The sequence below is a fragment of the Thioclava sp. F36-7 genome, assembly GCF_002020075.1.
GTDB lineage: Bacteria > Pseudomonadota > Alphaproteobacteria > Rhodobacterales > Rhodobacteraceae > Thioclava > Thioclava sediminum.
The window spans coordinates 1-21,872 of the sequence record NZ_MPZR01000010.1 but is presented as its reverse complement, the minus strand read 5'-3'; the positions used below and the strand labels follow the sequence as shown (position 1 = coordinate 21,872).

Sequence of the window (21,872 nt, the reverse complement as noted above, 5' to 3'; positions counted from 1 at the left end):
CTAATTGCTATAGTCACTATAGCTTCAATCCTTTCTTTCAGAAAGAATCTCCCGCAACTATTTGTCCGTGTGAACCGCTTTGTGGTGTTCGCCGTGTGCGTCGCGCAGGATGTCGATACCGCCCCAGGCCGCGATCCCGGCGACGATCACACCGACGACAAGGTCCGGCCAGTTGGTTCCTAGCCAAGCGACGAGGCCACCGGCCACGACGATCCCGAGGTTCGCGGCGAAATCGTTGTAACTGAAGGTGTTGGCCGCGCGGATATTGACGTTTGGATTTTTGAGCTTAGCGAGCAGCCAAACGCAGACTGCGTTGATAGCCGCCGCGATCAGGGCCATTGCAATCATGATCGTCCCGAGCGGATCTGACCCACCGATGTAGCGGCGCCACGCATCGTAGAGGATGCCTGCAGCGAACAGGATCAGCAGCCCGCCGGAAACGTTCGCCGCCCCGCGTTTCCATTTGGCGGATCGGGACAAAGCGAAAAGGCTGATCGCGTAGACGAAGCTGTCGGAGAGGTTATCGAGCCCGTTGGCGATCAGGGCACTTGAGTCGCCGAAGGCGCCTGTTGCGAAAAAAGCCACGGCCAAACCGATATTGAGCGCCAGAACGATCCAAAGCGTCCGTCTCTCCATTGAATCTTGTCTAGCGGCCATTTTGTGGTTCCAGCTTGTGTTGTACGACACATTAACTTCTGCGGCAGATCTGCGTTCCAGCCGGAATGTTGGCTGAATTCCTTCAGGCCCCGATTTCCTCGTGTTCGGTCAAGCATTCCGAATGGTCCCGCAACACCTCAAGCACCTTGCAATCTCCCGTCCGCCCGCCGCTGCATTCGTGAACCATGCGTTTCAGTTCCGTGCGCAGCGCCTTCAGGCGGGCCATGCGCTGCTCCACCTGTTTGAGCTGGCGACGCGCGATGGCATCAGCCTCATCACAGGGCCGGTTGGGATGGTCGCTGAGGTCGAGCAGCTCGCGGATCGCATCGAGCGAGAAACCGAGTTGTCGCGAATGGCGGATGAAGGACAGCCGGTCGAGCTGTGCATTGTCGTAGCGCCTCTGCCCGCCTTCGGTCCTGCCAGGTTCGGGCATGAGCCCAATCTGTTCGTAGTACCGGATGGTCTGCACCTTCGTGCCAGTCTTCTTTGACAGAGTACCGATCGTGAGCATTTTCGCCTCCATGAAAAAGATACAGTTTGTGTAGGTTTTGCCGTCGGAATAAACAAGTGTCGGTTTCACAGACGCGTGAGTTCAAGCTATACCATGATTTCGTGCTTGAACCTCTAGCGGCTAGAGGATGTATCCGCACTTGCAATAAGAATCAAAAACAGGCGAACAGGATTGTCCCTTACATCGGCACAGAAGTTTCTTTGGGTTTTGGCAGGCGTGGCAGCGCTTGCCTTCGTATGGCTCTTGCTATGGTCCGATTATCGTGCCGATAGCGCCCGAACTGACGCCGAGCCGCCTTTTTTCGCTGAGTTCGAACTGACGGACCACCAGGGTATGGTTCAAACCGAGGAGGACTTTGCGGGGCGCTGGATGCTGGTTTTTTTCGGCTTTACCAACTGCCCCGACGTCTGCCCGACGACCCTATCTGAGGTCGCGGCGGTGATGGACGGTCTGGGCGACGATGCCGCCAAGGTCCAGCCGATTTTCATCACCATCGACCCCGAACGGGACACGCCCGCCGCACTCGCCGAATACGTCCCGCTGTTCGATGCGGGCATCATCGGTCTGACCGGCACGCCGGAACAGATCGCCGCCACATCCGAGACGTTTCCGATCTTCTTTGAACGCGTCGAAGAGGCTGCGGCGCCGGATGGTTACACGATGGGCCACACGTCGCATTTGTTCCTCTTCGATCCCGACGCGGGCTTCGCCGACTCGTGGCCCTACGGCACCTCCGCCGAAGAGATACTCGCCGATCTGGAAGAGAGGTTCTGACCGACATGAACCGTATGTCCGGAGAAACAGCCCTCGGGCTGGCGTGGATCATCGCGCTCGTCGCCTCGCTTGCCGTGCTTTTTGTCGGCGAGGTGCTGGGGCAGACGCCCTGTGTGCTGTGCTGGTTCCAGCGCGCCTTCATGTTCCCCTTGGCCATTGTCCTCGGGCTCGGCCTTTGGTGGCGGGACGGCCGCGTGGGGCGCTACGGCATCGCATTGGCGCTTGGCGGCGGCGCAATCGCCCTCTGGCACATGGGGCTGTACGTCGGTCTTGTTCCCGAACGCGTCCAGCCCTGCACGGCCACCGGCCCCTCTTGCACCGATGACAACCAACTGGTCTTCGGCATCCCTATCCCGCTGATGGCGCTCGCCGCCTTCGCGCTGATCGGGGCGCTGTCGGCCCTTTCATTGAAGGACACACGAACATGAATCGACGCGGCCTGATCCTGTCCGTTCTTGCCCTCGGCGCCGCCGGTTTCGGCGGAGCCACCTGGTTTGCAATCCGCCCCGGCCCAGTGGCCGAAGCGGAGCCCGTTGCTCCGGAACTTGCGGAGGCGATGATCCGCCCCTACTCGCCCATCCTCGGGCCTGCGGATGCGCCCGTCACGATCGTCGAATTCTTCGATCCGGCCTGCGAGGCCTGTCGCGCCTTTCATCCCATCGTGAAGGACATCATGGCCGAGCATGGGGAAGCTGTCCGCGTCGTGATCCGCTACACGCCCTTCCACGGCGCGGCATCCGAGGAAGCCATCCGCGTGCTCGAAGCGGCGCGCATGCAGGACGTTTACGTGCCGGTGCTCGAGGCCGTTCTGCGGGAACAGCCGAGATGGGCGTCGCACGGTGCCCCGGCGCCTGGCCTGATCCTTCAGATCGCCGCCACGGCCGGACTCGATGCCGAAGCCGCGCGCACGCAAATGCTGGCACCCGGTGTCGTGGCGATCCTTAACCAGGATCGTGCTGACGTCGAGGCCGTGGGAATTCGCCAGACGCCCACATTCTTTGTGAACGGCAAGCCGCTCGATCCATTCGGGGAGGCAGAGTTGCGTCGTCTGGTGGCCGCCGAAGTCGCTGCCGCGCAAAGCTGAATGGAAAGGGCAGGATCAGAACGATGAAAAAGTATATTTTGACTGGCACACTGGCCGCGCTTTTGACCCTTGGAGGGCTCTCGGTGCCCGCGCTGGCCGGACCCGAGGATGTTGTCGTCGAGAACGCGTGGTCCCGCGCCTCCATCGGGATGAACCGTCCCGGGGCCGCTTACATGACGATCCGCAACACTGGCGACGAGCCGGTGACGCTGATCGGCCTTACAACACCGCTCGCGATGATGCCCGAAATCCACGAGACGAAGACCAATGCCGAAGGTGTGAGCTCCATGAGCCCGGCGGGGGAGATCGCGATCGCCCCGGGCGAGAGCGTCGCGCTCGAACCGGGGGGCCTGCACGCAATGCTGATGCGGCTACAAGAACCGATGACGGAAGGGGACACCTTTCCGCTGACCCTGCTTTTCGACGACGGAGGCGAAGTGACGGTCAAGGTGCCGATCCTCGGAATCGCCGCGCGGGGGCCAGAGGACTGATGCGGCGACGGGCGGTCCTGGGGTACGGCGCGGCTGGTGTCGGGGCGGTCGCCCTGATGCTCTTCGTCGGTTGGTGGCAGGTCGATGGACCCGGTGGACCCGAACCTGTCGGGCAGCGGCCTGTGGCCCTGACCGAGATGGATTTCCGTCTGACGGATCATGAGGGCAACGCGGTCGGGCCGGAAACCCTGATCGGTCGCCCGACGATGGCGTTCTTCGGCTTCACCTACTGTCCCGATGTCTGCCCGACCACGCTTTCTGACATTTCGGGATGGCTCGACGATCTGGGAGACGAGGCCGACGAGATGAACGTGGTTTTCATCACGGTCGATCCCGAGCGCGACACTGTCGAAACGATGGCCGAATATGTCGGCTACTTCCATCCGGCGATCCGCGGCTGGACGGGACCGGAAGAGCAGATAGCGCGCGTCGCGGACGGCTTCCGCGCCACCTACGAGCGAGTACCGGCGGAGAGCGGCGATTACACGATGAACCACACCGCGAGCGTCTTCCTGTTCGCAGCCTCTGGGCGATTCGTCACCATGATCGACTATCACGAGCCCAAAGAATTCGCGGTGCCGAAGATCCGCCGCGCGCTGGAAGAAGAAATGGAGGGGGCGACATGAGGCTCAGAACTTTGGCGGCTTGTGTCGCAATTGCGGGGACGGTTTCGGGAGCGGCTATCGCCATCTCTGATTCCATGTCGAAAGAACCCGTGCCGCCGGAACTTGCCCAGGCAGGTAGCTGGATGCCCCAAGGTCCTGAAGCCCCCCAGAACGTTGACATCCCCGTGACGCTGCCCGCGGCGGCATGGGCAGACGATGCACCCGACCTCAGCCCGCTGCCCCTTCTGCAGGCCGCGTTTGCCGACAGGCCGGTGCAAGCGATCGAGCCACCCCTGTCGACGTGGTCGCGCGACATTGCTCCGGGCGAAACGCTCGATTTCTTGCTGTCAGAGGCCGGTCTTGCGGCACCTGACAGAGCCGAAGTTGCCCTCGCGCTTGGTGCGGAATACGATCTGCGACGGCTGCGGCCGGGGCACTCGGTCACTGTCGCTTCGACCGTGGACGGCAGCCCCCGCACCGTCTCACTCGCCGTCGAGGACGGGGTTCGGATCGAGGTGGTTTTCGGCGAGCAGATGTCCACGCAGGTCGTGGCTCCGGATCCGGAAATCGTAACCCTTGCCGGCGAAGCCATGATCGACAGCTCGATCTTCGCGGCACTCGACGAAGCCGGCATACCCGCCCGTTTTTCCGTGGACCTTGCGCAGATGCTGGGTGGGACCGTGGATTTCCGCCGCGAGATGGCCGGTGGCGAAACACTAAGGCTTCTCTGGCGTGAGGCGCGGGTCGGAGAGGACAGGATCGGACAGCCCGAACTCGCCTTCGCCGCACTGGAGATCGGCGGTTCGCTTTACGAGATCGTATGGCCGGACGACGGCAGCGGTCAGGCGACGATCTACGTCGATGGCGAGGTGCTGCGCGTCTTCGCACAGCCGGTAGAGGGTGCGCGCCTCAGCTCGGTGTTCGGACGCCGCACGCATCCGGTCTTTGGCAACGTCCGGATGCACACCGGCGTCGATTTTGCAGCGGCACGTGGGACACCGGTTCAAGCGACGGCACCGGGGCGGGTCAATTTCATCGGCTGGCGCGGCGGATATGGTCGCGTGGTCGAAATCTTGCACGGCTCCGACACCATGACGCGCTACGCGCATCTGAGCGCCGTGCCGGAAGACTTGGCACAAGGCCAACGCGTTGCGGCGGGAGACGTGATCGGCCGCGTCGGCGCGACTGGCACGGCGACAGGTCCGAACCTGCACTATGAGGTGCTCGTGGATGGGCGCCCGACTGACCCCCTCTCTGACGACCGGCTCGCCGAAGCGGCCGAGAGCGATGCGGATGATACCGCCGCGCTCTCGCGTCTGGCCGAGGCGCGGGCGCTTCTGAATGAAAACCTCGGCAGCGAGATTGCCAAAACGACAACCGAAAGGCTCTGACCCATGAAACGCATGACACAAGTTCTTGCCATCACGCTCGCCCTGTTCCCAGCGGCCCAGGCCCTCGCAGAGGCAACGGCGATCGACGTCCGCAAGACCAACGGATGCGGCTGCTGCCTCTCGTGGATGAAACATCTCGAAGAGAACGGGTTTGTGCCGACCGGCCAGGACATGTTCGGCGGGCTTCTCGTGCGCTTCAAGCTAGACAACGGCGTGCCGCAGCGCATGGTCTCCTGCCACACCGCGCTCATTGACGGCTACGTGATCGAGGGCCATGTACCGGCCGCTGACATCCGCCGCCTTCTCGAGGAGCGCCCGGACGCCGTCGGCCTCGCTGTTCCGGGGATGCCCTATGGCTCGCCCGGCATGGGGCCAGAAGACGACCGCGAGGCCTATGATGTCTTCCTCATCCGCAAGGACGGGTCGACGGAAGTCTTTTCGAGCTACGCCGAAGGATAATCTGGCCCGCCCATGGAAAATCTGTCTCCGATAATGCTCGGCTTTCTCGGAAGTCTTGCCGCCGGATCGCTCACAGCAGTCGGAGCAGTTCCCGTGCTGTTCGGGCGCATCCCGTCTCGGGCCACACGCGATCTGTCGCTCGGCTTCGCTGCCGGTGTGATGCTCGCCGCTTCTTTCTTTTCGCTGATCATCCCGGCATTGGATGCGGCGGAGCCGATGTTCGAAAACGGCGCGATGCCTGCGGCCATCGTATGCGTTTCGATTCTTCTGGGCATGGGGGCTGTCGCCCTGATGAACGAAAAGCTGCCGCACGAGCACTTCAAGACGGGACGCGAAGGGCCCGAAGCGGCGTCTTTGCGGCGGGTCTGGCTGTTCATCATCGCAATCACGATCCACAACTTCCCCGAAGGCCTTGCGGTTGGGGTCGGCTTCGGATCCGGAGGTATGGAGGGCGGTCTGCCGCTCGCCATCGGCATCGGGCTTCAGAATGCGCCCGAAGGATTGGCCGTCGCTGTATCTCTGCTGGGCGAGGGATATCCGAAGCTGCGCGCCTGGGGCATCGCGGCGCTGACGGGCATGATCGAGCCGATTGGCGGTTTGCTCGGGGCCGGCATCATCACACTGTCGGAACCGCTGCTTCCATGGGGTCTGGCCTTTGCCGCGGGCGCAATGCTCTACGTCATTAGCCACGAAATCATCCCCGAAACCCATCGCAGCGGCCATCAGAACAGGGCGACGCTCGGTCTCGCAGTCGGGCTCGTTCTGATGCTGTTCCTTGATGTCTGGTTGGGATGAGGCAATGTCACTAAACAAGGTATCTCCGATGATCGGCGTCTTCGCAGCACTTGCTGCGTTCGCGATCGATCAGATCACCAAAGCCATTGTCGTTGCGAATGCCGTCACTTTAAGCGCCGGAATTCCCGTGTTTCCGGGATTCAACCTCGTCTTTTATCGTAATGACGGCGTGACTTTCGGGATGTTGGGCGGCGCGCCGTGGTGGAGCCTCATCGCTTTCGCTCTTGCCATCTGTGTTTGGCTGGGGGTTATGCTGTTTCGCGCCGACAATGCGGTGGAAACGCTTGCCTACGGTGCGATCATTGGCGGAGCCCTGGGCAATGTCATCGATCGTGTGCGGTATCGGGCTGTAACAGACTTTCTCGATTTCTACATTGGCACAACACATTGGCCTGCCTTCAACTTGGCCGATGTATTTGTCGTCAGTGGCGTGGGGCTCTTGCTCGCCGCGCCATGGATCAGCGCGCGGCGTTCGATCAAGTCGTGAAGCCGGAAATTCTGAACCGCATCGCTCTGCGCCACCGTTTGCTTTCGCGGATGACGCTTGGTTTCGCCGCCGGGGCGATGACCGTTCTGACTTTCCCGCCTCTTTCGATTCTCCTGCTCGTTCCCGTTGCCTATTCCGCGTTGTTTGTCGGGCTTCGCGATCTCTCCTTCGGGCGCGCTTTCCTCGTCGGCTGGGCGTTTGGTCTCGGCCAGTTCGGTTTCGGGATTTGGTGGATCGCGGAAAGTTTCTACGTCGAGGCCGAGCGGTTTGGGACGATGGCGATTCCGGCGGTCGCGGGATTGTCCGCAGGTCTCGCGATTTTCCCAGCCATTGCCGCTGCGCTTTTTGCCGAAATCGCGCGGCGCGGAGCCATGGGCAGTCTCTTGGCCTGCCTCCTGTTCGCGACCTCCTGGACCGTGGCCGAGTGGTTGCGTGGTCACGTTCTGACAGGGTTTCCCTGGAACCTGGCCGGTTACGCACTTGTAGACTACGCCGCCCTTCGCCAGACCGCCGCCTGGGTCGGAAGCTATGGGCTAAGCTTTCTCACCGTGTTCGTCGCGGTACTCCCTGGCGCGGCTGCTATGGCGTCCGGGCGGCAACGATTGACCATCTCGCTCATGGCGCTGGCCGGAATCGCGACGATGTGGGCTGTCGGCACGCTGCGCCTCCAGTCGGATGCACAACAGCCACCCGGTGTCGACCTGCGCATCGTCCAGGGCAACATTCCACAAGAGGAGAAATGGGCTCCCGAGAACCGCGAGGCGACCTTCGCGCGCTATCTTGAGCTTTCAACCCGGCCCGGCGATTTCGACGTGCTTCTCTGGCCGGAAACCGCCTTTCCGGGTTTCCTCGATGAGGATACGGAGGCACGGGCCCGCATTGCCGCAGCGCTACCAGACGGCAGAGTGCTGCTTACCGGTGTGCCGGACCGTGTACCGAGCGAGGATGGCACCCGATATTTCAACACGGTCCAGGCATTTGACGAGACCGGCGAGATCCTGACCGGATACGCGAAACACCATCTCGTGCCCTTCGGCGAATATGTGCCATTCCGCGGCTGGTTGCCCATCGAGCGGCTCACGGCGGGTCTGGGCGATTTTACGCCCGGACCGGGCCCGAGAACGCTTGCGCTTCCGGGTGTGCCGCTGGTCGCCGTGGCGATCTGCTATGAGATCATCTTCCCAGGGCATGTGGTCGACGACCTGTTCCGGCCGGACTGGATTTTCAACGCGACAAACGATGCCTGGTTTGGCACCAGCATCGGACCCGAGCAGCATCTGGCTTCCGCACGTATGCGCGCCGTAGAGGAAGGCCTTCCAGTCATCCGAGCCGCGAATACGGGCATCTCTGCGGTCATCGACGCGAGCGGAGAGATCGTTGCGCGGCTCGATACCGGCGAAACGGGCATCATCGACGCTAGCCTGCCCTCCGCGCGACCGCCGACACTCTACGCGAGCTTCGGGGACTGGATGCTGTTGGCGCTCATCTTGGCTTCGTGGAGCTGGGCAATGGCGCCAATGCGACGGCTCACTACCGCCGCATGAGAAAGACCGTCATGCAAAGATGTGGATAGGTGTCCCGTCCTTCACCATTGCATAGATGTCCTCGATCTCCCGATCCGTGACCGCGATGCAGCCAGCTGTCCAGTCGCGGACATTTGTCGGGTCGATGCCGGGGCGTGGGCCACCATGGATGAAGATGTCGCCGCCGGGGGAAAGGCCCTGCGCTTCGGCAAAGGCGATGTCGGCCTCGTTCGGATAAGAGATGCCAATCGAAAGATGGTAGGTGCTGTTGGGGTTTCGCCTGTCGATTGTGTAAACTCCTTCCGGAGTCCGGCCATCCCCCTCGAATTGTTTGTGACCCTCAGGAGCGAAACCCAGCCCGACCGGATAGGTTTGCAAGACGCGATCGGCTCCGTCGAGAACAAGCAAGCGCTGTCCCTTGTAAAGCCGAACACGGGTGACTTCGGGTCCGTCATAGCTGCGGAACTTGCTGGCACACCCGGACAGAAACGCTACCAGCCCGCCCAACAGGACGGCGCGGCGGGGAAATCGGATGGTTTTCACTGCTCGATGCCTCTTTCGTGAGGTCTGTTATGGACATTACGTTACCTTGCAAATGCTGCGTGATCAATGTCCGTGGGCAAGCGCGGCCTTTGCCATCTGTGGGCCAACCTGCTCACCGCCGGACGGCGGCGCCTTGGCCTCTTGGCTGTTCAGCAGGCGCAGGGCATTGGCCACCACCAGCAATGACACTCCTACGTCGGCTGCAATCGCGCCCCACATCGATGCCAGTCCGAACGCGGTAGCGACAACGAAAACGCCCTTGGTCGCCAAGGAAATACCGATGTTCTGATGAATGATCGACATTGTCCGGCGCGAATGACCGATCAGCCAAGGCACCTTGCCGAGATCGTCGGTCATCAGGGCTATATCCGCCGTCTCGATTGCCGCGTCCGAACCAACGGCACCCATTGCGATGGCGTAATGCGCGCGCGCCATGGCCGGGGCGTCGTTGACCCCGTCGCCGATCATGGCCACCATGTCATGCGTTTCGACCAGTTCTTCGATGGCAGTCACCTTGTCTTCGGGCAGAAGCTCGGCACGGACCTCGTCGATGCCGACCTCGGCTGCAACAGCGCGCGCTGTCCGCTCGTTATCACCGGTCAGCATGACGATGGTCTTCACACCCTGCGCGTGAAGCTGCGCCACGATGCCTTTGGCATCCGGGCGGATACGGTCGCGCAATTCCAAGATGCCGGTGACACCGGTGTCGTCGCCCACGGCAACAAGGGTGCTGCCAGCCCCTTCGATGCGGTCGCGCAAATCCTTCGGAATGGCGTCGCCGAAACCCTTCTCCTCGGCAAACCGGTCCGACCCCAGCCAGATCGACCGGCCGTCTGTGCGTCCTTCAAGTCCCCTGCCCGGAACGGTTCGGGTATCTTCCGCGGCGGATACCTTGATGCCGTCGGCTTCTGCCCGCGCAAGAATGGCGCGCGCCAAGGGATGCGAGGAACGTGCCTCCAGCCCAGCGGCGAGGGTCATCAGATCTTGCGCCGATGCTTTGCCCAGCGGATGCACCGCCGCCACCTCGGGCTCGCCCATGGTGATCGTGCCGGTCTTGTCCATGGCCAGTGCAGTGGTCTTGCCCGGTGCCTCAACATATGCACCGCCCTTGATCAGCACCCCGGCCCGCGCTGAGGCGGTGAGTGCAGCGACGATGGAGACCGGTGTCGAGATGACCAGAGCGCATGGGCAAGCGATCACCAGCAGCACGAGTGCATTGTAGAACCAATAATCCCAGGCCCCCCCGAAAATGAGCGGCGGCAGCAGGGCAATTGCAATGGCGAGAGCCATGACGATAGGCGTATAGATGCGGGCGAATTTCGCCACCCACTGCTCCACCGGCGCGCGGCGGGCATGGGCGTCGCCGACCATGCGGATAATCTTGGCCAACACGGTGTCCGAGGCGGCCTTCGTGGCGCGCACCGTCAGTGTGCCTTCGCCGTTGATCGTACCGGCATAGACTTCGTCGCCCCGTTCCTTTGGGACCAGCGCACTCTCTCCGGTGATCGGCGCCTGATCGACGGCCCCTGCCCCATCGACAACCTCACCATCCAATGGGATGCGGTCTCCGCCGCGCACGATGAAACGTGCGTTGATAGCAACCGCAGAAGCCGGAACGTCCGCTTCCGAGCCGTCATCATGAAGAACTCTTGCCGTCGGCGGCGCGAGGTCGAGCAGAGCTGAAACCGCATTCCTCGCACGCCCGACGCTCCAGCTTTCGAGGTAGAGCGAGAGCGAAAAGAAGAACGCGACTGTCGCCGCCTCGAAAAATTCGCCAAGCCCGATGGCACCGGCCACGGCGACCACCATGAGCAGGTTCATGTCGGGCGACAGCCGCCGAGCGGACGACCATGCCTTGGGTGCCACGAGCCAGACACCGAACAGGATCGCAACCGCGAACAGCCCTGCCTCGACCAGTGGCATCGGCGCTTCGCCGTGACCCGCGAAGAGGCCGAGCGCCCCGCCCATGCCGGTCTCGATGATGTGCCACAGAAATCCCGCGGCCCAGAAGCCTCCACTGAGCGCCGTAAACAGCCGCTGTCTTGCAAGATGGGCCGCCTGGTCGACCGACGCGTTCTCGGCATCCCAAGGCTTGGCGGTCATGCCGGTGCTTGCGACCAGTTCTGCAATTTCGCCGTCCGATAAACTCTTGGCGCTGTCGAGAATAGTCATCCGCCCATTGATCACGTCGAACGCGAGATGCTCGGCCCCGCCGATCTTCGGGCCGACCACCTTGTTCAGGATTGCTACCTCCTCGGCGCAATCGAGGCCGGACACCTGAAAACTGCGCCCGCCCGCTGGCGCGGGGGTCGCCGGAACGATGTCGCCGCACGTTCCGGCGCTCCCGCAGCAGCTGCCGCCGCTTGTCTGGGCATCTTCGGCGTGATCGTGGTCGTGACGATGGGTGTCGGGCGGCATGAATGGACCTCTGGATTCGGGTGCTTTACCATGACATAGCCCCTACAGTAGCTAGAGCTTCAAGAGCAAAATACGGTGGTATTTCAGTTTGTTTTATTGCTAGAGGATGCGGCGACCGGCTCCATCACGCCTTGAGGCATGAAAAGCCGATGCAAAGAAAAACAGACACGAAAGGAAGCTTGATGCGGGTTTTGATGCTGAAGCAAAAAATAATTGTTGCAGTGGCGCTGTCTCTTACGGCCGGGTGCGCAATCCAGCCGACTGGACCGGGCGACTCGGCAGACCGGCGGGGCAAAGTTCCCGAAGCCGTGATTGCAATGGCTGCCCCGGATCAGGATGTTGCAACCGCGCGCTTGGTGCCCGAGGACGGGTGCTACTGGTACAAACACAGCGGCCCCGTAGAAACAACCTTGCTGCCGCTGCGCACGGCGAACGGCAATCGTATCTGCACCCCTCGCGAAACTTAATTGCGTTTGCCGTCCGCTGCTTGGCTTAGCTGCGGGCAGTCACGCTGTCCTCCGCCGAGTAAAGATAGGCGGTAGAGCCGGTCTCGACGTTCGGGTAAAGATCATTGATATGAGCCATGACCATCCGTACGCAGCCCGAACTTGCGCGGCCACCGATACTCCGTGGGCTCGGAGTGCCATGGATGCGCAAAAGGGTATCGCGATCCCCGACGTAGAGATACAGCGCCCTCGATCCAAGCGCGTTTTCCGGTCCCGGTTCCATGCCATCGGCAATGTCAGCATAAAGTTCGGGGTCGCGATTGATCATGCTCTGTGTCGGTTGCCAGTGCGGCCACCTGACCTTGCGCTTGATGGTATAGACACCCGGCTCGTAGAGGTTCCCCCGCGCGATGGCCACGCCGTAGCGCATCGCGGTTCCACCCTCTTCAATGTGGTAAAGATATCGTGCGACCGCGTCGACATGGATATCTCCCGGCACGAGACCGGCCTTCGCGACCACACGTTGCGGTAGGAACCGCGGGTGCAATCCCCATGGGTTGGAAGTCTCGGCAACATAACCCTGAGGCGTCACCTGTGCGTCCCATTCAGCCTTCTGAGCCTCGGTGGGCCAAGTGTCGGCAAAAGCCATACCGGGACCGGTCACCGAAAAAAGCGCCGTTGTTGTCTGAATGAAGTGTCGTCTTGTCAGCATTTCGTACCCTTTCGGTTCTCACCGGCGATTGATGGCAAGAACGGTATGTGTTCTCCTTGAACAGATAGGACTTCTAGTGGCTAGAGGTTCAAGGGCAAATTTTCGTAAGTAGACATGCGATCCTTGCAGTTTCCAGTTTGCTAGGGAGGAGAAAACTGCTCGCACAATACCTGGTCCGAAGTTGCGCAGCGACAATTCGTTAAGTCGCAGATTGTCTGGAAATTTAGGCACAGCGGCTTCGATATCGCGACCATGAGATCGGGAACGTCACGGCACAGGGAACTTGCGCCACTCGCAAATGCTACGATGCCATCTCTGGCTCCGGCTCTCATTCCGTTATTTCGCCCCGTTACAACCTTCACCCACTGGAGCTTCAAGCGATCAATTGTCACAAAAACGTGAGACGAATGGCTAACGAACGCTTTGGGCTGGAAAAGCCTTGTCGCATTCGAACGGAAAGTGGCTTAAACGATCATCTGGGGCGGCACTAAAGCGTGCCAGGTCAAGCCGGTGTCAGCCTCGACAAATGACCTATATTAGGTCAGCTTTCCACATGCGATACCTCCCGTTCCCCGTCACCTCGCGGATCAAACCGCTTGCCTCCATCCATGCGAGATTGCGCTGAACGGCGGCGCGGCTGGCTCCGGTCATGGCCTCAGCCATCGGGGCGGAGACCAAGGGCCATTCCGTGAAAACCTTTCGCAAGGCAACCGGCGTGCGGCCAGATAATTGCGCCATGACGTTTTCTGCCCGCCCGATCCACACTTCAATATCATCAAGTGTTCGCATCGCCGTTAGAATTGCGCTGTTCATCCCATCCAACCAGCGGGCCAAACGCTCGGGTGGCAAGCCCGAAACGCGCAGCCCCCCGGCCCCGGCCATAGCGAGCGGCGCGAAGATGGCACCGCTTCCATCGCTGGTCGCGATCCTAGACGCGGTGACGGCAGCTTCGATCTGGTCGCCGTGGCGTCCGAGGCCCGCCAAGCTCCACAGGTGATACCCCATGCACGCCCGCGTGATCGGGTGGAGACCCTTTGCGGCTGCCATGACGTCCAGCCACCCACCCGCGCGATCCTCGAAACGCTCAGCGCTGTCTTCAATGTTCTCGGGGTCGCGGCGATCCAGAAAAGCGGCCAGGTCAGCCATCGGTCCGGGACCGCCTGTCAAGCGCCGAACAGCCCATCCAACGCGTGCCAAGGCATTTGGGTCATCCTGTGCACCTGACAGCCGCATGGATACCCAGAGCGCCAGACGATCAGTACTCACCCGATCTCCTGCGACCCAGCTGAGGGCCGCTGCCTCGACAAGAGCGAGGCGATGCCGCCAGCCTTCCGGGCCGCGCAGCAGCCGGTCATCCAGAGCTCCCAGGCGTCCAGCCACCTTTGCTAGCCGCGCAGCGTGAACGCCTTCTGCCTTTGCCCAGTCTTCGATGACGGCAGTGTCCGGCGGTTCTGCACGCGGCCCGGGAGGCAAATCATCTGGTTCTTCTTCGAATGGTCCCGGCAGAAACCAGAGATCCTTTTCGTGAGCCTCTGCATCCTCCTCGGTAGTGATGAGGGGGTCGTCGTAACCATCAGTCAAAATAGAGGCTCTCGTATTCATATGTGCAAAATACTTATTTTTTGCACATTACCCAAGTGATTTTGTGGCGGTTGCCTACGCCCTTTATATAGCACGCTCGCGCGACTGCCGGCGGAACCTCTCAGATCGCGCTCAGCGCTAGGGAACCAAGGGTCTTAGGATGAACGCGACGAGAGAGCACCTACTTGCATTCGTTTACAAACGGTCGTTTATTGGTGGTACATAAAATTGCAAACGGCCCAGTTTCATGCCGCTGATTGGCTATGCGCGCGTCTCCACCGAGGATCAGACCCCCCTGCCCCAGTCTGAGGCACTGCAGTCTGCGGGATGCGCCGAGATCTTTGAAGAGCACGCCTCGGGCGGCAATCGCGCGCGGCCCGTGCTTGCACGTGTGCTGGAGCGGATTGGCAAGGGCGACACGCTGGTCGTCGTGCGGATCGACCGGCTTGCGCGGTCTTTGTCGCACCTACTTGAGGTGATCGAAAGACTGGAAGGCAAGGGGGCGTTCTTCCGCTCGCTCCAGGACCCGATCGACACTGCCTCGCCCCAGGGCAAGTTCACGTTGCAGGTTCTGGGCGCTGCGGCTGAGTTCGAACGCGCTCTGATCCGCGAGCGTACCAAAGCCGGACTTGCCTCGGCACGCTCAAAGGGCCGCGTAGGCGGCAACCCAGGTCTTCGCGCCAAGGACCCTGAAGCGCTGCGCAAGGTGCGGCTGGCGCGACAGGACGGCTACATGGAGCGCTTGAACGAAACTGCGCAGGATTGGGTGCCCCATGTGCGCCGTTTGCGCCCCGATATGGCTTGGGAAGACGTCCTCCGGATCATCAATGGCCCCCTGCCCCATGATCGGCGCTGGACGCAAAGCCGCCTGCTCCGCGCCGTGAAGGCATACGTGGCGGACGGATTCCTGCCCGCTGAAGTGCTTGGACGCGCTGGACGTCGCGAAACCGACGATCGCCTGCCTGCGATTGTCGCCGCAATCAAAGGTGCTGACCCCGAGATCACCTTGCAGGCAATCTGCGACCGACTGGAATCCATGCGTGAGCGCACCCCTCGCGGTCGCACCAGCTGGCAGCCTTCCTCGGTCAGAATGCTGCTGGAGCGTGCTGAAAAGCTGGGGCTCCTCTGAGGATCACACTTGTGTTGGCCTAACCGATTGCCACTAAATCTAGAAAGTGCTTGCACGAATCTGGTTGGTCGGGCAATAGTCTCGAAAAATAACGCGCGGTCACATAAAAAACGCGCCCACGGATCGGGGCAGACATGAGCGAAGCAGAGCAGGATCTAGACATCGCCATCGGGCACTACGCGGAACTTCTCGCGTCGAACCTGCATGCTCAGCGCGCCGCACACTTCCCTCCGGATGCAAAGAAGGTGATGCGCACTTTGACCAGCGGCGAAGCTGCCGAGCTCCTTGGCGTCGACCATACCTATCTTCGGAAGCTTCATCGAGAAGGAAAGATCGTTGACGTCGAGACGACGGCTGGAAGTCATCGTCGCTATACTCTCGACGATATCTGGGAAATCCGGCAGACGCTTGAAGGAAACGCAAAAAAGTCTGGAACTTACGTGCCTGGGCGTCGCGACGGTGACGAGCTTCAAGTTATTTCAGTGGTGAACTTCAAGGGCGGGTCCGGCAAAACGACGACGTCTGCTCACCTCGCTCAGCGCTTGGCGCTCAAGGGGTACAGGGTTCTTGCGATCGATCTCGACCCCCAAGCATCTCTTTCGGCTCTTCACGGAATCCAGCCAGAACTCGACCTTATGGAGGGCGGAACCCTCTATGATGCCGTTCGCTATGACGATCCGGTTCCGATCGCCGAAGTGATCCGCAAGACCTACATCCGCGGCCTTGATCTTATCCCGGGCAACCTTGAACTCATGGAGTTCGAGCACGAGACGCCTGCTGCTATCCAGCGAGGCGGAGCGAAAGCGTTCTTCGCGAGAGTTCATGACGCACTCGATAGTGTTGAAGCGAACTACGACGTTGTTGTGATCGACTGCCCGCCGCAGCTTGGTTTCTTGACGATGTCAGCACTTTCCGCGTCCTCGGGTGTCCTCGTGACGGTTCACCCGCAGATGCTTGACCTCATGTCGATGTCCCAATTCCTGCGAATGACCGCGGATCTCCTGGGAGTGATCAGGGATGCAGGCGCAAATCTGCGCTTCGATTGGCTGCGCTTTTTGCCAACGCGATACAAAGTCGGCGACGCGCCACAAACCGAAGTCATCGCTTTCATTCGCGGACTGTTCGGGAGGTCGGTCCTGACCAATCACATGGTTGAATCGACCGCAATTTCTGATGCCGGCTTGACCAAGCAAACGCTCTACGAAGCTGACAAGAAGGACTTCACGCGTCAGACGTTTGATCGTGCGATCGAATCCATGAACGCAGTGAACGATGAGATCGCTGAAATCATCCAGAACACATGGGGGCGGAATGGCAAGAAAGCCTAAACTTGGCCTGCCGCTGCAGACCCTTCGCAACGCTCCTGACGCTCTTGAAGGGCGCCGACTGCGTGGCGGTGTATTTGAGATCGATCCGGCGCAGATTATTACCGAAGGACGATTGGATGACAGGCTTCAGATTGAAGTTGAGGGCCTGAAGAATTCAATCTCCAAGAACGGTCAGCGTGTGCCTGTCTTGGTCCGCCCACTGGAAGGCGATCGCTACAACCTGATCTATGGCCGCAGACGCCTGGAAGCATGTCGCGAACTCGGTATCAAAGTTCGAGCCATCGTCACGGAAGTTGATGGTGATCAAGCGCTTCGAGATCAGCTTCTCGAGAACCAAGAGCGTCGTGATCTGAGCTTTATTGAACGGGCGCTTGTTGCGACGGCGCTTCTGGACGGCGACCATTTGGAAGGGGCGGAGCGCACCAATCGAGGTGTCGCTGAAGTCCTTAACCTCCACGAAGCTGGGGTTTCACAACTCTTGAGTGTCGTTCGGACGGTCGGCGAGGATCTCATCCAGGCAATTGGTGCAGCTCCTGGGATTGGTCGCCCGAGATGGGAAGAGCTCAAAAAGGCTTTGGGTGCCTACGACGGTGATCGGGACCAACTGCTAGCCATAGCTCATGCAGCGAAGTCCGAAAGTTCCGGCTCGGTCGATAAGGTTTCTGAGCGTGCGTTTCTCGCAGTTCTGGCAGCTGCGAAGAGCCCAGAGAAGAAAGCAAACCCGTCTAGAAAGGGCGTGCCTGCTTTGGCGATCCCCGGTGTCGGAGCTGCGACGGTTAAGACCGGCCGCCAAGGCAAGCAGCTTAAACTCGATCTGACTACGGATGAACCTGATTTTATCAGCTGGTTGGAGGGCAATGCCCCAAAGCTGATTACCGAGCTTCATGAGCGCTGGAAGCGTTCAGGAGACTGAGGAAGAGCAACCAACAAGAAGGAGGCACGATACAGGCAAAAAGAAAAAGGCCCCGAGAAGCTAGCTTCACGAGACCTTTGTAAGGTTTCGCACCGGGATCAGCCCGCTACAAAATCTCAGTTTTCGCACCTCTGAATGTAGCGTTCTGGCCCCTACCCCGCAAGCGCAAAGCGATTCGCGGGCCGCAGAAATTTTGCCTTCGTGAACGTTTTCATGGAGTACACACCGATTTCGCCGTTTATGCGGCCGATCTCGCACGCCCATCTGCGCGTGATCGAGCGACCCGAGGCATCTGTTCCGGGCAGACCCGTCAACAAGTGGGAACTCCTGCGCGAGCTCTCCAAGGCGCAAGCGGCCTTTGGCGTGTCAGAACGTGATCTAACTGTTTTGCAGGGGCTCCTCAGCTTCTTTCCAGACGATGCACTTGGCGGGAACGCCGAGATGGTAGTCTTCCCCTCGAACAAGGCGATCTGTGAGCGCCTGAATGGTATGCCCTGCTCCACTATGCGTCGTCACCTCGCGCGTCTTGTCGAGGCTGGTTTGCTCCAGCGGCGTGATAGCCCCAATGGAAAGCGCTATGTCCGCAAGCACGGCGAAGAGCGCGTCGCCTTTGGCTTCGATCTTTCCCCGCTCTACTGCCAGTCCGAGGAGATAGCACGGGCCGCAGAGGCCGTACGTGAGGCTGAGGAGCGCGTCAGGCGTCTGAGAGAGGTTGTAAGCCTCATGCGGCGTGATCTCGCGGCCCTCGCGGAGTTCGGAGACGAGATGCAGCCAGGCCTAGGCATCTGGGACCAGCTTCGTGACAAGGCTATCCTCACAGCGCGCGCGCTTCGCCGCAAGCTTTCAATTGAGGACCTCGCGGCCTATCGAGCCGATCTTGAAGCTCTCCTCGATCAGGCACGCAACATCATTGATGGCTCTGAAACAGAAGAAATGAACACCAATGATGCTCGATCTGAGCGTCACCATCATAATTCAAATAAAGAATCTATAGATCTTGAACCTGCTTTAGAAAAAAGCGGGGCGGCGGCAGGCGTGCCAGATGTGGACAGGGATGAGCCCGTGGCTGACGTCGATGAACAGGACACAAGACACCTACCAAAGATCCCGCTGCACCTGGTGATCGCGGCATGTCCCTCGCTCAAGACCTTCTACCAAGGCGAAATCCGGCATTGGCACCAGCTTTTCGATGCGGCATGCCATGTGCGACCAGCCATGGGGATCAGTGCATCTGCATGGGAAGAAGCGCAGCGGTTCATGGGTCCGGAGCAAGCGTCGATTGTCGTTTCTGCCATGCTGGAACGCTTTGAGGACATCAGATCGCCTGGTGGATACTTGCGAGCTCTGACTGCCAAAGCTGTGGCCGGTGAGTTTTCCTGTGGGCCGATGGTCATGGCATTGATTGGACGACGATCTGCAGCTTAACAGCTGTTAAGGTTGAGAGACTGCGTACCGTTCCGCCACCTCGGGACTGACGACTTAACAGCTGTTAAGGTCCCGTCTCGGGAGCGTCAGAACAGGAGAGGGAAAGGTTTGTTGGTTTGAGGGGTGACGGGAAGTGAGATCGGGAGAGTGGCTTCCGGCGCCCGTCGTGGAGAAGATCTGATGGCGAAATCTGCCCAGAAAGTCACCCTGTGCCCGTCCCGGGACATTCCCTTCGACAAGCTCGTGCTGAGCCAGTCCAACGTTCGGCGCATCAAAGCCGGCATCTCGGTCGAGGAACTGGCCGAAGACATCGCGCGGCGCGGGTTGCTGCAGAGCCTGAGCGTCCGGCCCGTTGTGGCCGAGGATGGGTCCGAGACCGGTAAGTTCGAAATCCCCGCTGGCGGTCGGCGCTTCCAGGCGCTGTCACTCCTGGTGAAGCAGAAACGCTTGGCCAAGACGACGCCCATTCCCTGCATTGTTCGGGATGCCAAGTCCACGATCCTCGCCGAAGACGACTCGCTCGCTGAGAACATGCAGCGCGCTGCCTTGCATCCGCTCGATCAGTTCCGCGCCTTCGTGGCGCTGCGGGAGAAGGGACAGGGCGATGAAGAGATCGCGGCCGCTTTCTTCGTCACGCCGCAGGTGGTCAAACAGCGCCTGAAACTCGCCTCCGTGGCCCCTGCCCTGCTCGAGCTTTACGCCGAGGATGAAATGACGCTGGAGCAGCTGATGGCCTTCACGGTCAATCCGGATCACGAGCGTCAGGTTCAGGTCTGGGAGGCGATCAAGTCGTCGTGGAACAAGGAGCCGTATCAGATCCGGCGGATGCTGACGGAAACCTCTGTGCGCGCCTCTGACCGTCGGGCCGTCTTTGTCGGCGTCGAGGCGTACGAGACGGCTGGTGGCACCTTGTTGCATGACCTCTTCCAAGGCGATGACGGCGGCTGGCTGGAAGACCCTGCCCTGCTGGATCGTCTCGTCAGCGAGAAGCTTCAGGCTGAAGCCGAAGCGATCGCGACCGAGGGCTGGAAGTGGATCGAGGTCTCGCTCGACCTGCCCTATGGCTACAGCCACGGTTTGCGGCGGCTAAGCGGAGACCCGGCGCCGATGACGGATGACGAAGGCGCGGCCCATGCCAAGCTGCTTGCCGAGTACCGGGCGCTCGAAGAGCAATACGAGGGCCAGGATGAATTCCCCGAAGAGATCGACGCGCGCCTTGGCGCGTTGGAAGTCGCGATGGAGAAGCTCGAGGCCCGGCCGCTGATCTTCGACGATGTGGAGATCGCACGGGCAGGGGCTTTCGTGACGCTTGACCGCTTTGGCGAGCTTGCCGTCTATCGGGGCTTTGTGCGGCCCGAGGATGAGCCACGGGAAGACGCCGATGTCCACAGCGGTGAACCGGCAGCAGACGGGCAGGGCACTGAGCTTTCGGCTGCGAGCAGCGCGGATGGTGTCGGCCATGGCACGGTGATCACCTCTGCCGGTCAGGCGCTTGCCGCCAACGTGCCCGACGACGAGGACGATGGTGCGTTGAAGCCCTTGCCTGAGCGGCTGGTCATGGAGTTGACGGCGCACCGGACATTGGCACTGCGCGAAGCGGTCGGGCGCTCCCCTGACGTCGCGTTGACGCTGCTGCTCCTGAAGCTCGTCAATGACACATTCCGGACGTCCAGTTCGGCCGGCAGCTGCCTCGATGCCTCGGTGCGTCACGTCTACATGTCCGCGCAGGCGAGCGATCTGAAGGAAAGCGTCGTAGCCAAGCTGGTGGACGACCGACACGCGGAGTGGGAGGCCGACTTGCCGCTCGGCAACGATGCCGCGCTCTGGGACTACCTGACCTCCCTTGATCAGCCGAGCCGGCTGTCCCTGCTCGCGCATTGCCTCAGCTTCGGGATCAACGCGCTCCACGAGAAGGTGAACCCTTATGGTGCCGGTATCTCCGCCGGCGGTTTGACCAGGCGGATGACCCAGTCCGACTTGGTCGCACAGGCGGTCGATCTCGACATGGTCGAGGCGGGTTGGCAGCCGACGGCCGATACCTACCTGAACCGCGTACCCAAGGCCCGGATCCTCGAGGCCGTGCGCGAGGCGAAAGGGGAGGGGACGGCGCAACTCCTCGATCACCTCAAGAAGGGCGAGATGGCGACCGAAGCCGAGCGTCTGCTGAAAGGCAGCGGCTGGTTGCCGGAGGTTCTTCGCCGTCACGATCTGGCAGCACTCGACGACGCGGAAGGGCAGGGGGCGTCTGAACCCGTTTCCGACGCCGACCAGAGCGAGGATGTCGACCTTCCTGCCTTCCTCACCGCTGACCTGCCGGGTGATGATGCATCGATGATGGCTGCGGAGTGATCCGCGCCATCCGAGGGCGGGTTTCCCCGCCCGCAATCACATAAAAGTCAACAATATCAACGAGATGAATGCAAAATGACGCATTCAGGATGAGGAATCATGTCTGCAACCACCATTCTCGACACCGCGCCCCTGGGCGCGCTCATTCGCTACACCGACAACAGTCCGAAACCGCCTGCGCGGTTCACGAAGAAGCTCGCGGCCTGGGAACGCTCCAACGGCGTTGGACGTCTCGTCAAGAAGGAGCCGCC

Annotated in this window: 22 protein-coding genes and 1 pseudogene; 17 read left to right on the top strand and 6 right to left on the bottom strand. The window is 61.0% G+C overall.

Going from position 1 to position 21,872, the window contains the following annotated elements; all coding sequences use genetic code 11:
* Positions 1-57 precede the first annotated feature (57 nt).
* Positions 58-636, bottom strand: coding sequence for a cation transporter (locus BMI89_RS16925; protein ID WP_009573601.1), 579 nt, complete (start codon positions 634-636; stop codon positions 58-60).
* A gap of 103 nt (positions 637-739) precedes the next feature.
* Positions 740-1,168 carry a helix-turn-helix domain-containing protein gene (locus tag BMI89_RS16920; protein ID WP_013959865.1) on the bottom strand — a complete coding sequence of 143 codons (429 nt, stop codon included), beginning with the start codon at positions 1,166-1,168 and terminating at the stop codon, positions 740-742.
* Positions 1,169-1,375: 207 nt separating this feature from the next.
* On the opposite strand from BMI89_RS16920, the gene BMI89_RS16915 reads away from it, so the two are divergent.
* Genes BMI89_RS16915 through lnt form a run of 10 tightly spaced genes read left to right on the top strand, consistent with a single transcriptional unit; the run spans position 1,376 to position 8,798 of the window.
* Positions 1,376-1,942: an SCO family protein gene (locus BMI89_RS16915; RefSeq protein ID WP_026155633.1), complete on the top strand. Its 567-nt coding sequence runs from the start codon at positions 1,376-1,378 to the stop codon at positions 1,940-1,942.
* A 5-nt stretch (positions 1,943-1,947) separates the two neighbouring features.
* Positions 1,948-2,370 (top strand): disulfide bond formation protein B, encoded by a 423-nt coding sequence (locus BMI89_RS16910; RefSeq protein WP_018001722.1) that lies wholly within the window; start codon positions 1,948-1,950, stop codon positions 2,368-2,370.
* Complete coding sequence (locus BMI89_RS16905; protein ID WP_018001721.1) at positions 2,367-3,026, top strand: thioredoxin domain-containing protein; 660 nt, start codon at positions 2,367-2,369, stop codon at positions 3,024-3,026. The genes BMI89_RS16910 and BMI89_RS16905 overlap by 4 nt, the downstream gene beginning before the upstream one ends.
* 23 nt (positions 3,027-3,049) lie before the next feature.
* Entirely contained in the window at positions 3,050-3,517 is a 468-nt protein-coding gene (locus BMI89_RS16900; protein ID WP_018001720.1) for a copper chaperone PCu(A)C, read from the top strand.
* Complete coding sequence (locus tag BMI89_RS16895; RefSeq protein ID WP_026155632.1) at positions 3,517-4,143, top strand: SCO family protein; 627 nt, start codon at positions 3,517-3,519, stop codon at positions 4,141-4,143. The genes BMI89_RS16900 and BMI89_RS16895 overlap by 1 nt, the downstream gene beginning before the upstream one ends.
* Positions 4,140-5,513, top strand: a complete 1,374-nt coding sequence (locus tag BMI89_RS16890; protein WP_026155631.1) for a M23 family metallopeptidase — start codon at positions 4,140-4,142, stop codon at positions 5,511-5,513. The genes BMI89_RS16895 and BMI89_RS16890 overlap by 4 nt, the downstream gene beginning before the upstream one ends.
* Positions 5,514-5,516: 3 nt before the next feature.
* Positions 5,517-5,972 (top strand): DUF411 domain-containing protein, encoded by a 456-nt coding sequence (locus tag BMI89_RS16885; protein ID WP_018001717.1) that lies wholly within the window; start codon positions 5,517-5,519, stop codon positions 5,970-5,972.
* 12 nt (positions 5,973-5,984) lie between these two features.
* A complete protein-coding gene (locus BMI89_RS16880) occupies positions 5,985-6,767 on the top strand; it encodes a ZIP family metal transporter (protein ID WP_026155630.1) in 783 nt (260 codons plus the stop codon).
* A 28-nt stretch (positions 6,768-6,795) separates the two neighbouring features.
* Positions 6,796-7,254 (top strand): signal peptidase II, encoded by a 459-nt coding sequence (lspA, locus tag BMI89_RS16875; protein ID WP_018001715.1) that lies wholly within the window; start codon positions 6,796-6,798, stop codon positions 7,252-7,254.
* Positions 7,221-8,798, top strand: a complete 1,578-nt coding sequence (gene lnt / locus BMI89_RS16870; protein ID WP_018001714.1) for an apolipoprotein N-acyltransferase — start codon at positions 7,221-7,223, stop codon at positions 8,796-8,798. The genes lspA and lnt overlap by 34 nt, the downstream gene beginning before the upstream one ends.
* A gap of 9 nt (positions 8,799-8,807) precedes the next feature.
* Here lnt and BMI89_RS16865 read toward each other — a convergent pair whose 3' ends face one another.
* The gene (locus tag BMI89_RS16865; protein ID WP_018001713.1) at positions 8,808-9,320 is read right to left on the bottom strand and encodes a L,D-transpeptidase family protein; all 513 of its coding nucleotides are present in this window, start codon (positions 9,318-9,320) and stop codon (positions 8,808-8,810) included.
* A 63-nt stretch (positions 9,321-9,383) separates the two neighbouring features.
* Entirely contained in the window at positions 9,384-11,738 is a 2,355-nt protein-coding gene (locus BMI89_RS16860) for a cation-translocating P-type ATPase (protein ID WP_018001712.1), read from the bottom strand.
* 182 nt (positions 11,739-11,920) lie between these two features.
* Here BMI89_RS16860 and BMI89_RS16855 point away from each other — a divergent pair, with 182 nt between their 5' ends.
* On the top strand, positions 11,921-12,205 hold the full coding sequence (locus BMI89_RS16855) for a hypothetical protein (protein ID WP_038068706.1): 285 nt from the start codon (positions 11,921-11,923) through the stop codon (positions 12,203-12,205).
* A 25-nt stretch (positions 12,206-12,230) separates the two neighbouring features.
* On the opposite strand, the gene BMI89_RS16850 is transcribed toward BMI89_RS16855, so the two are convergent.
* A complete protein-coding gene (locus BMI89_RS16850; RefSeq protein ID WP_026155629.1) occupies positions 12,231-12,896 on the bottom strand; it encodes a L,D-transpeptidase in 666 nt (221 codons plus the stop codon).
* A gap of 248 nt (positions 12,897-13,144) precedes the next feature.
* Here BMI89_RS16850 and BMI89_RS21120 point away from each other — a divergent pair.
* Positions 13,145-13,252: pseudogene (locus tag BMI89_RS21120) on the top strand (IS5/IS1182 family transposase); the annotation flags it as partial.
* Positions 13,253-13,427: 175 nt separating this feature from the next.
* Here BMI89_RS21120 and BMI89_RS16845 read toward each other — a convergent pair.
* The gene (locus BMI89_RS16845) at positions 13,428-14,498 is read right to left on the bottom strand and encodes a hypothetical protein (protein ID WP_038068700.1); all 1,071 of its coding nucleotides are present in this window, start codon (positions 14,496-14,498) and stop codon (positions 13,428-13,430) included.
* Positions 14,499-14,724: 226 nt separating this feature from the next.
* Here BMI89_RS16845 and BMI89_RS16840 point away from each other — a divergent pair, with 226 nt between their 5' ends.
* The 5 genes from BMI89_RS16840 (at position 14,725) to BMI89_RS16820 (ending at position 21,621) form a co-directional block, all read left to right on the top strand.
* Positions 14,725-15,606, top strand: coding sequence for a recombinase family protein (locus BMI89_RS16840; protein WP_071974352.1), 882 nt, complete (start codon positions 14,725-14,727; stop codon positions 15,604-15,606).
* A gap of 134 nt (positions 15,607-15,740) precedes the next feature.
* Positions 15,741-16,934, top strand: a complete 1,194-nt coding sequence (gene repA, locus BMI89_RS16835; RefSeq protein ID WP_009827042.1) for a plasmid partitioning protein RepA — start codon at positions 15,741-15,743, stop codon at positions 16,932-16,934.
* A complete protein-coding gene (gene repB, locus BMI89_RS16830; protein ID WP_078572041.1) occupies positions 16,918-17,847 on the top strand; it encodes a plasmid partitioning protein RepB in 930 nt (309 codons plus the stop codon). Before repA ends, repB begins: the two co-directional genes overlap by 17 nt.
* Positions 17,848-18,060: 213 nt before the next feature.
* A complete protein-coding gene (gene repC / locus BMI89_RS16825) occupies positions 18,061-19,272 on the top strand; it encodes a plasmid replication protein RepC (RefSeq protein ID WP_071167364.1) in 1,212 nt (403 codons plus the stop codon).
* 180 nt (positions 19,273-19,452) lie between these two features.
* Complete coding sequence (locus BMI89_RS16820) at positions 19,453-21,621, top strand: ParB/RepB/Spo0J family partition protein (protein WP_078572039.1); 2,169 nt, start codon at positions 19,453-19,455, stop codon at positions 21,619-21,621.
* Positions 21,622-21,872: the final 251 nt, after the last annotated feature.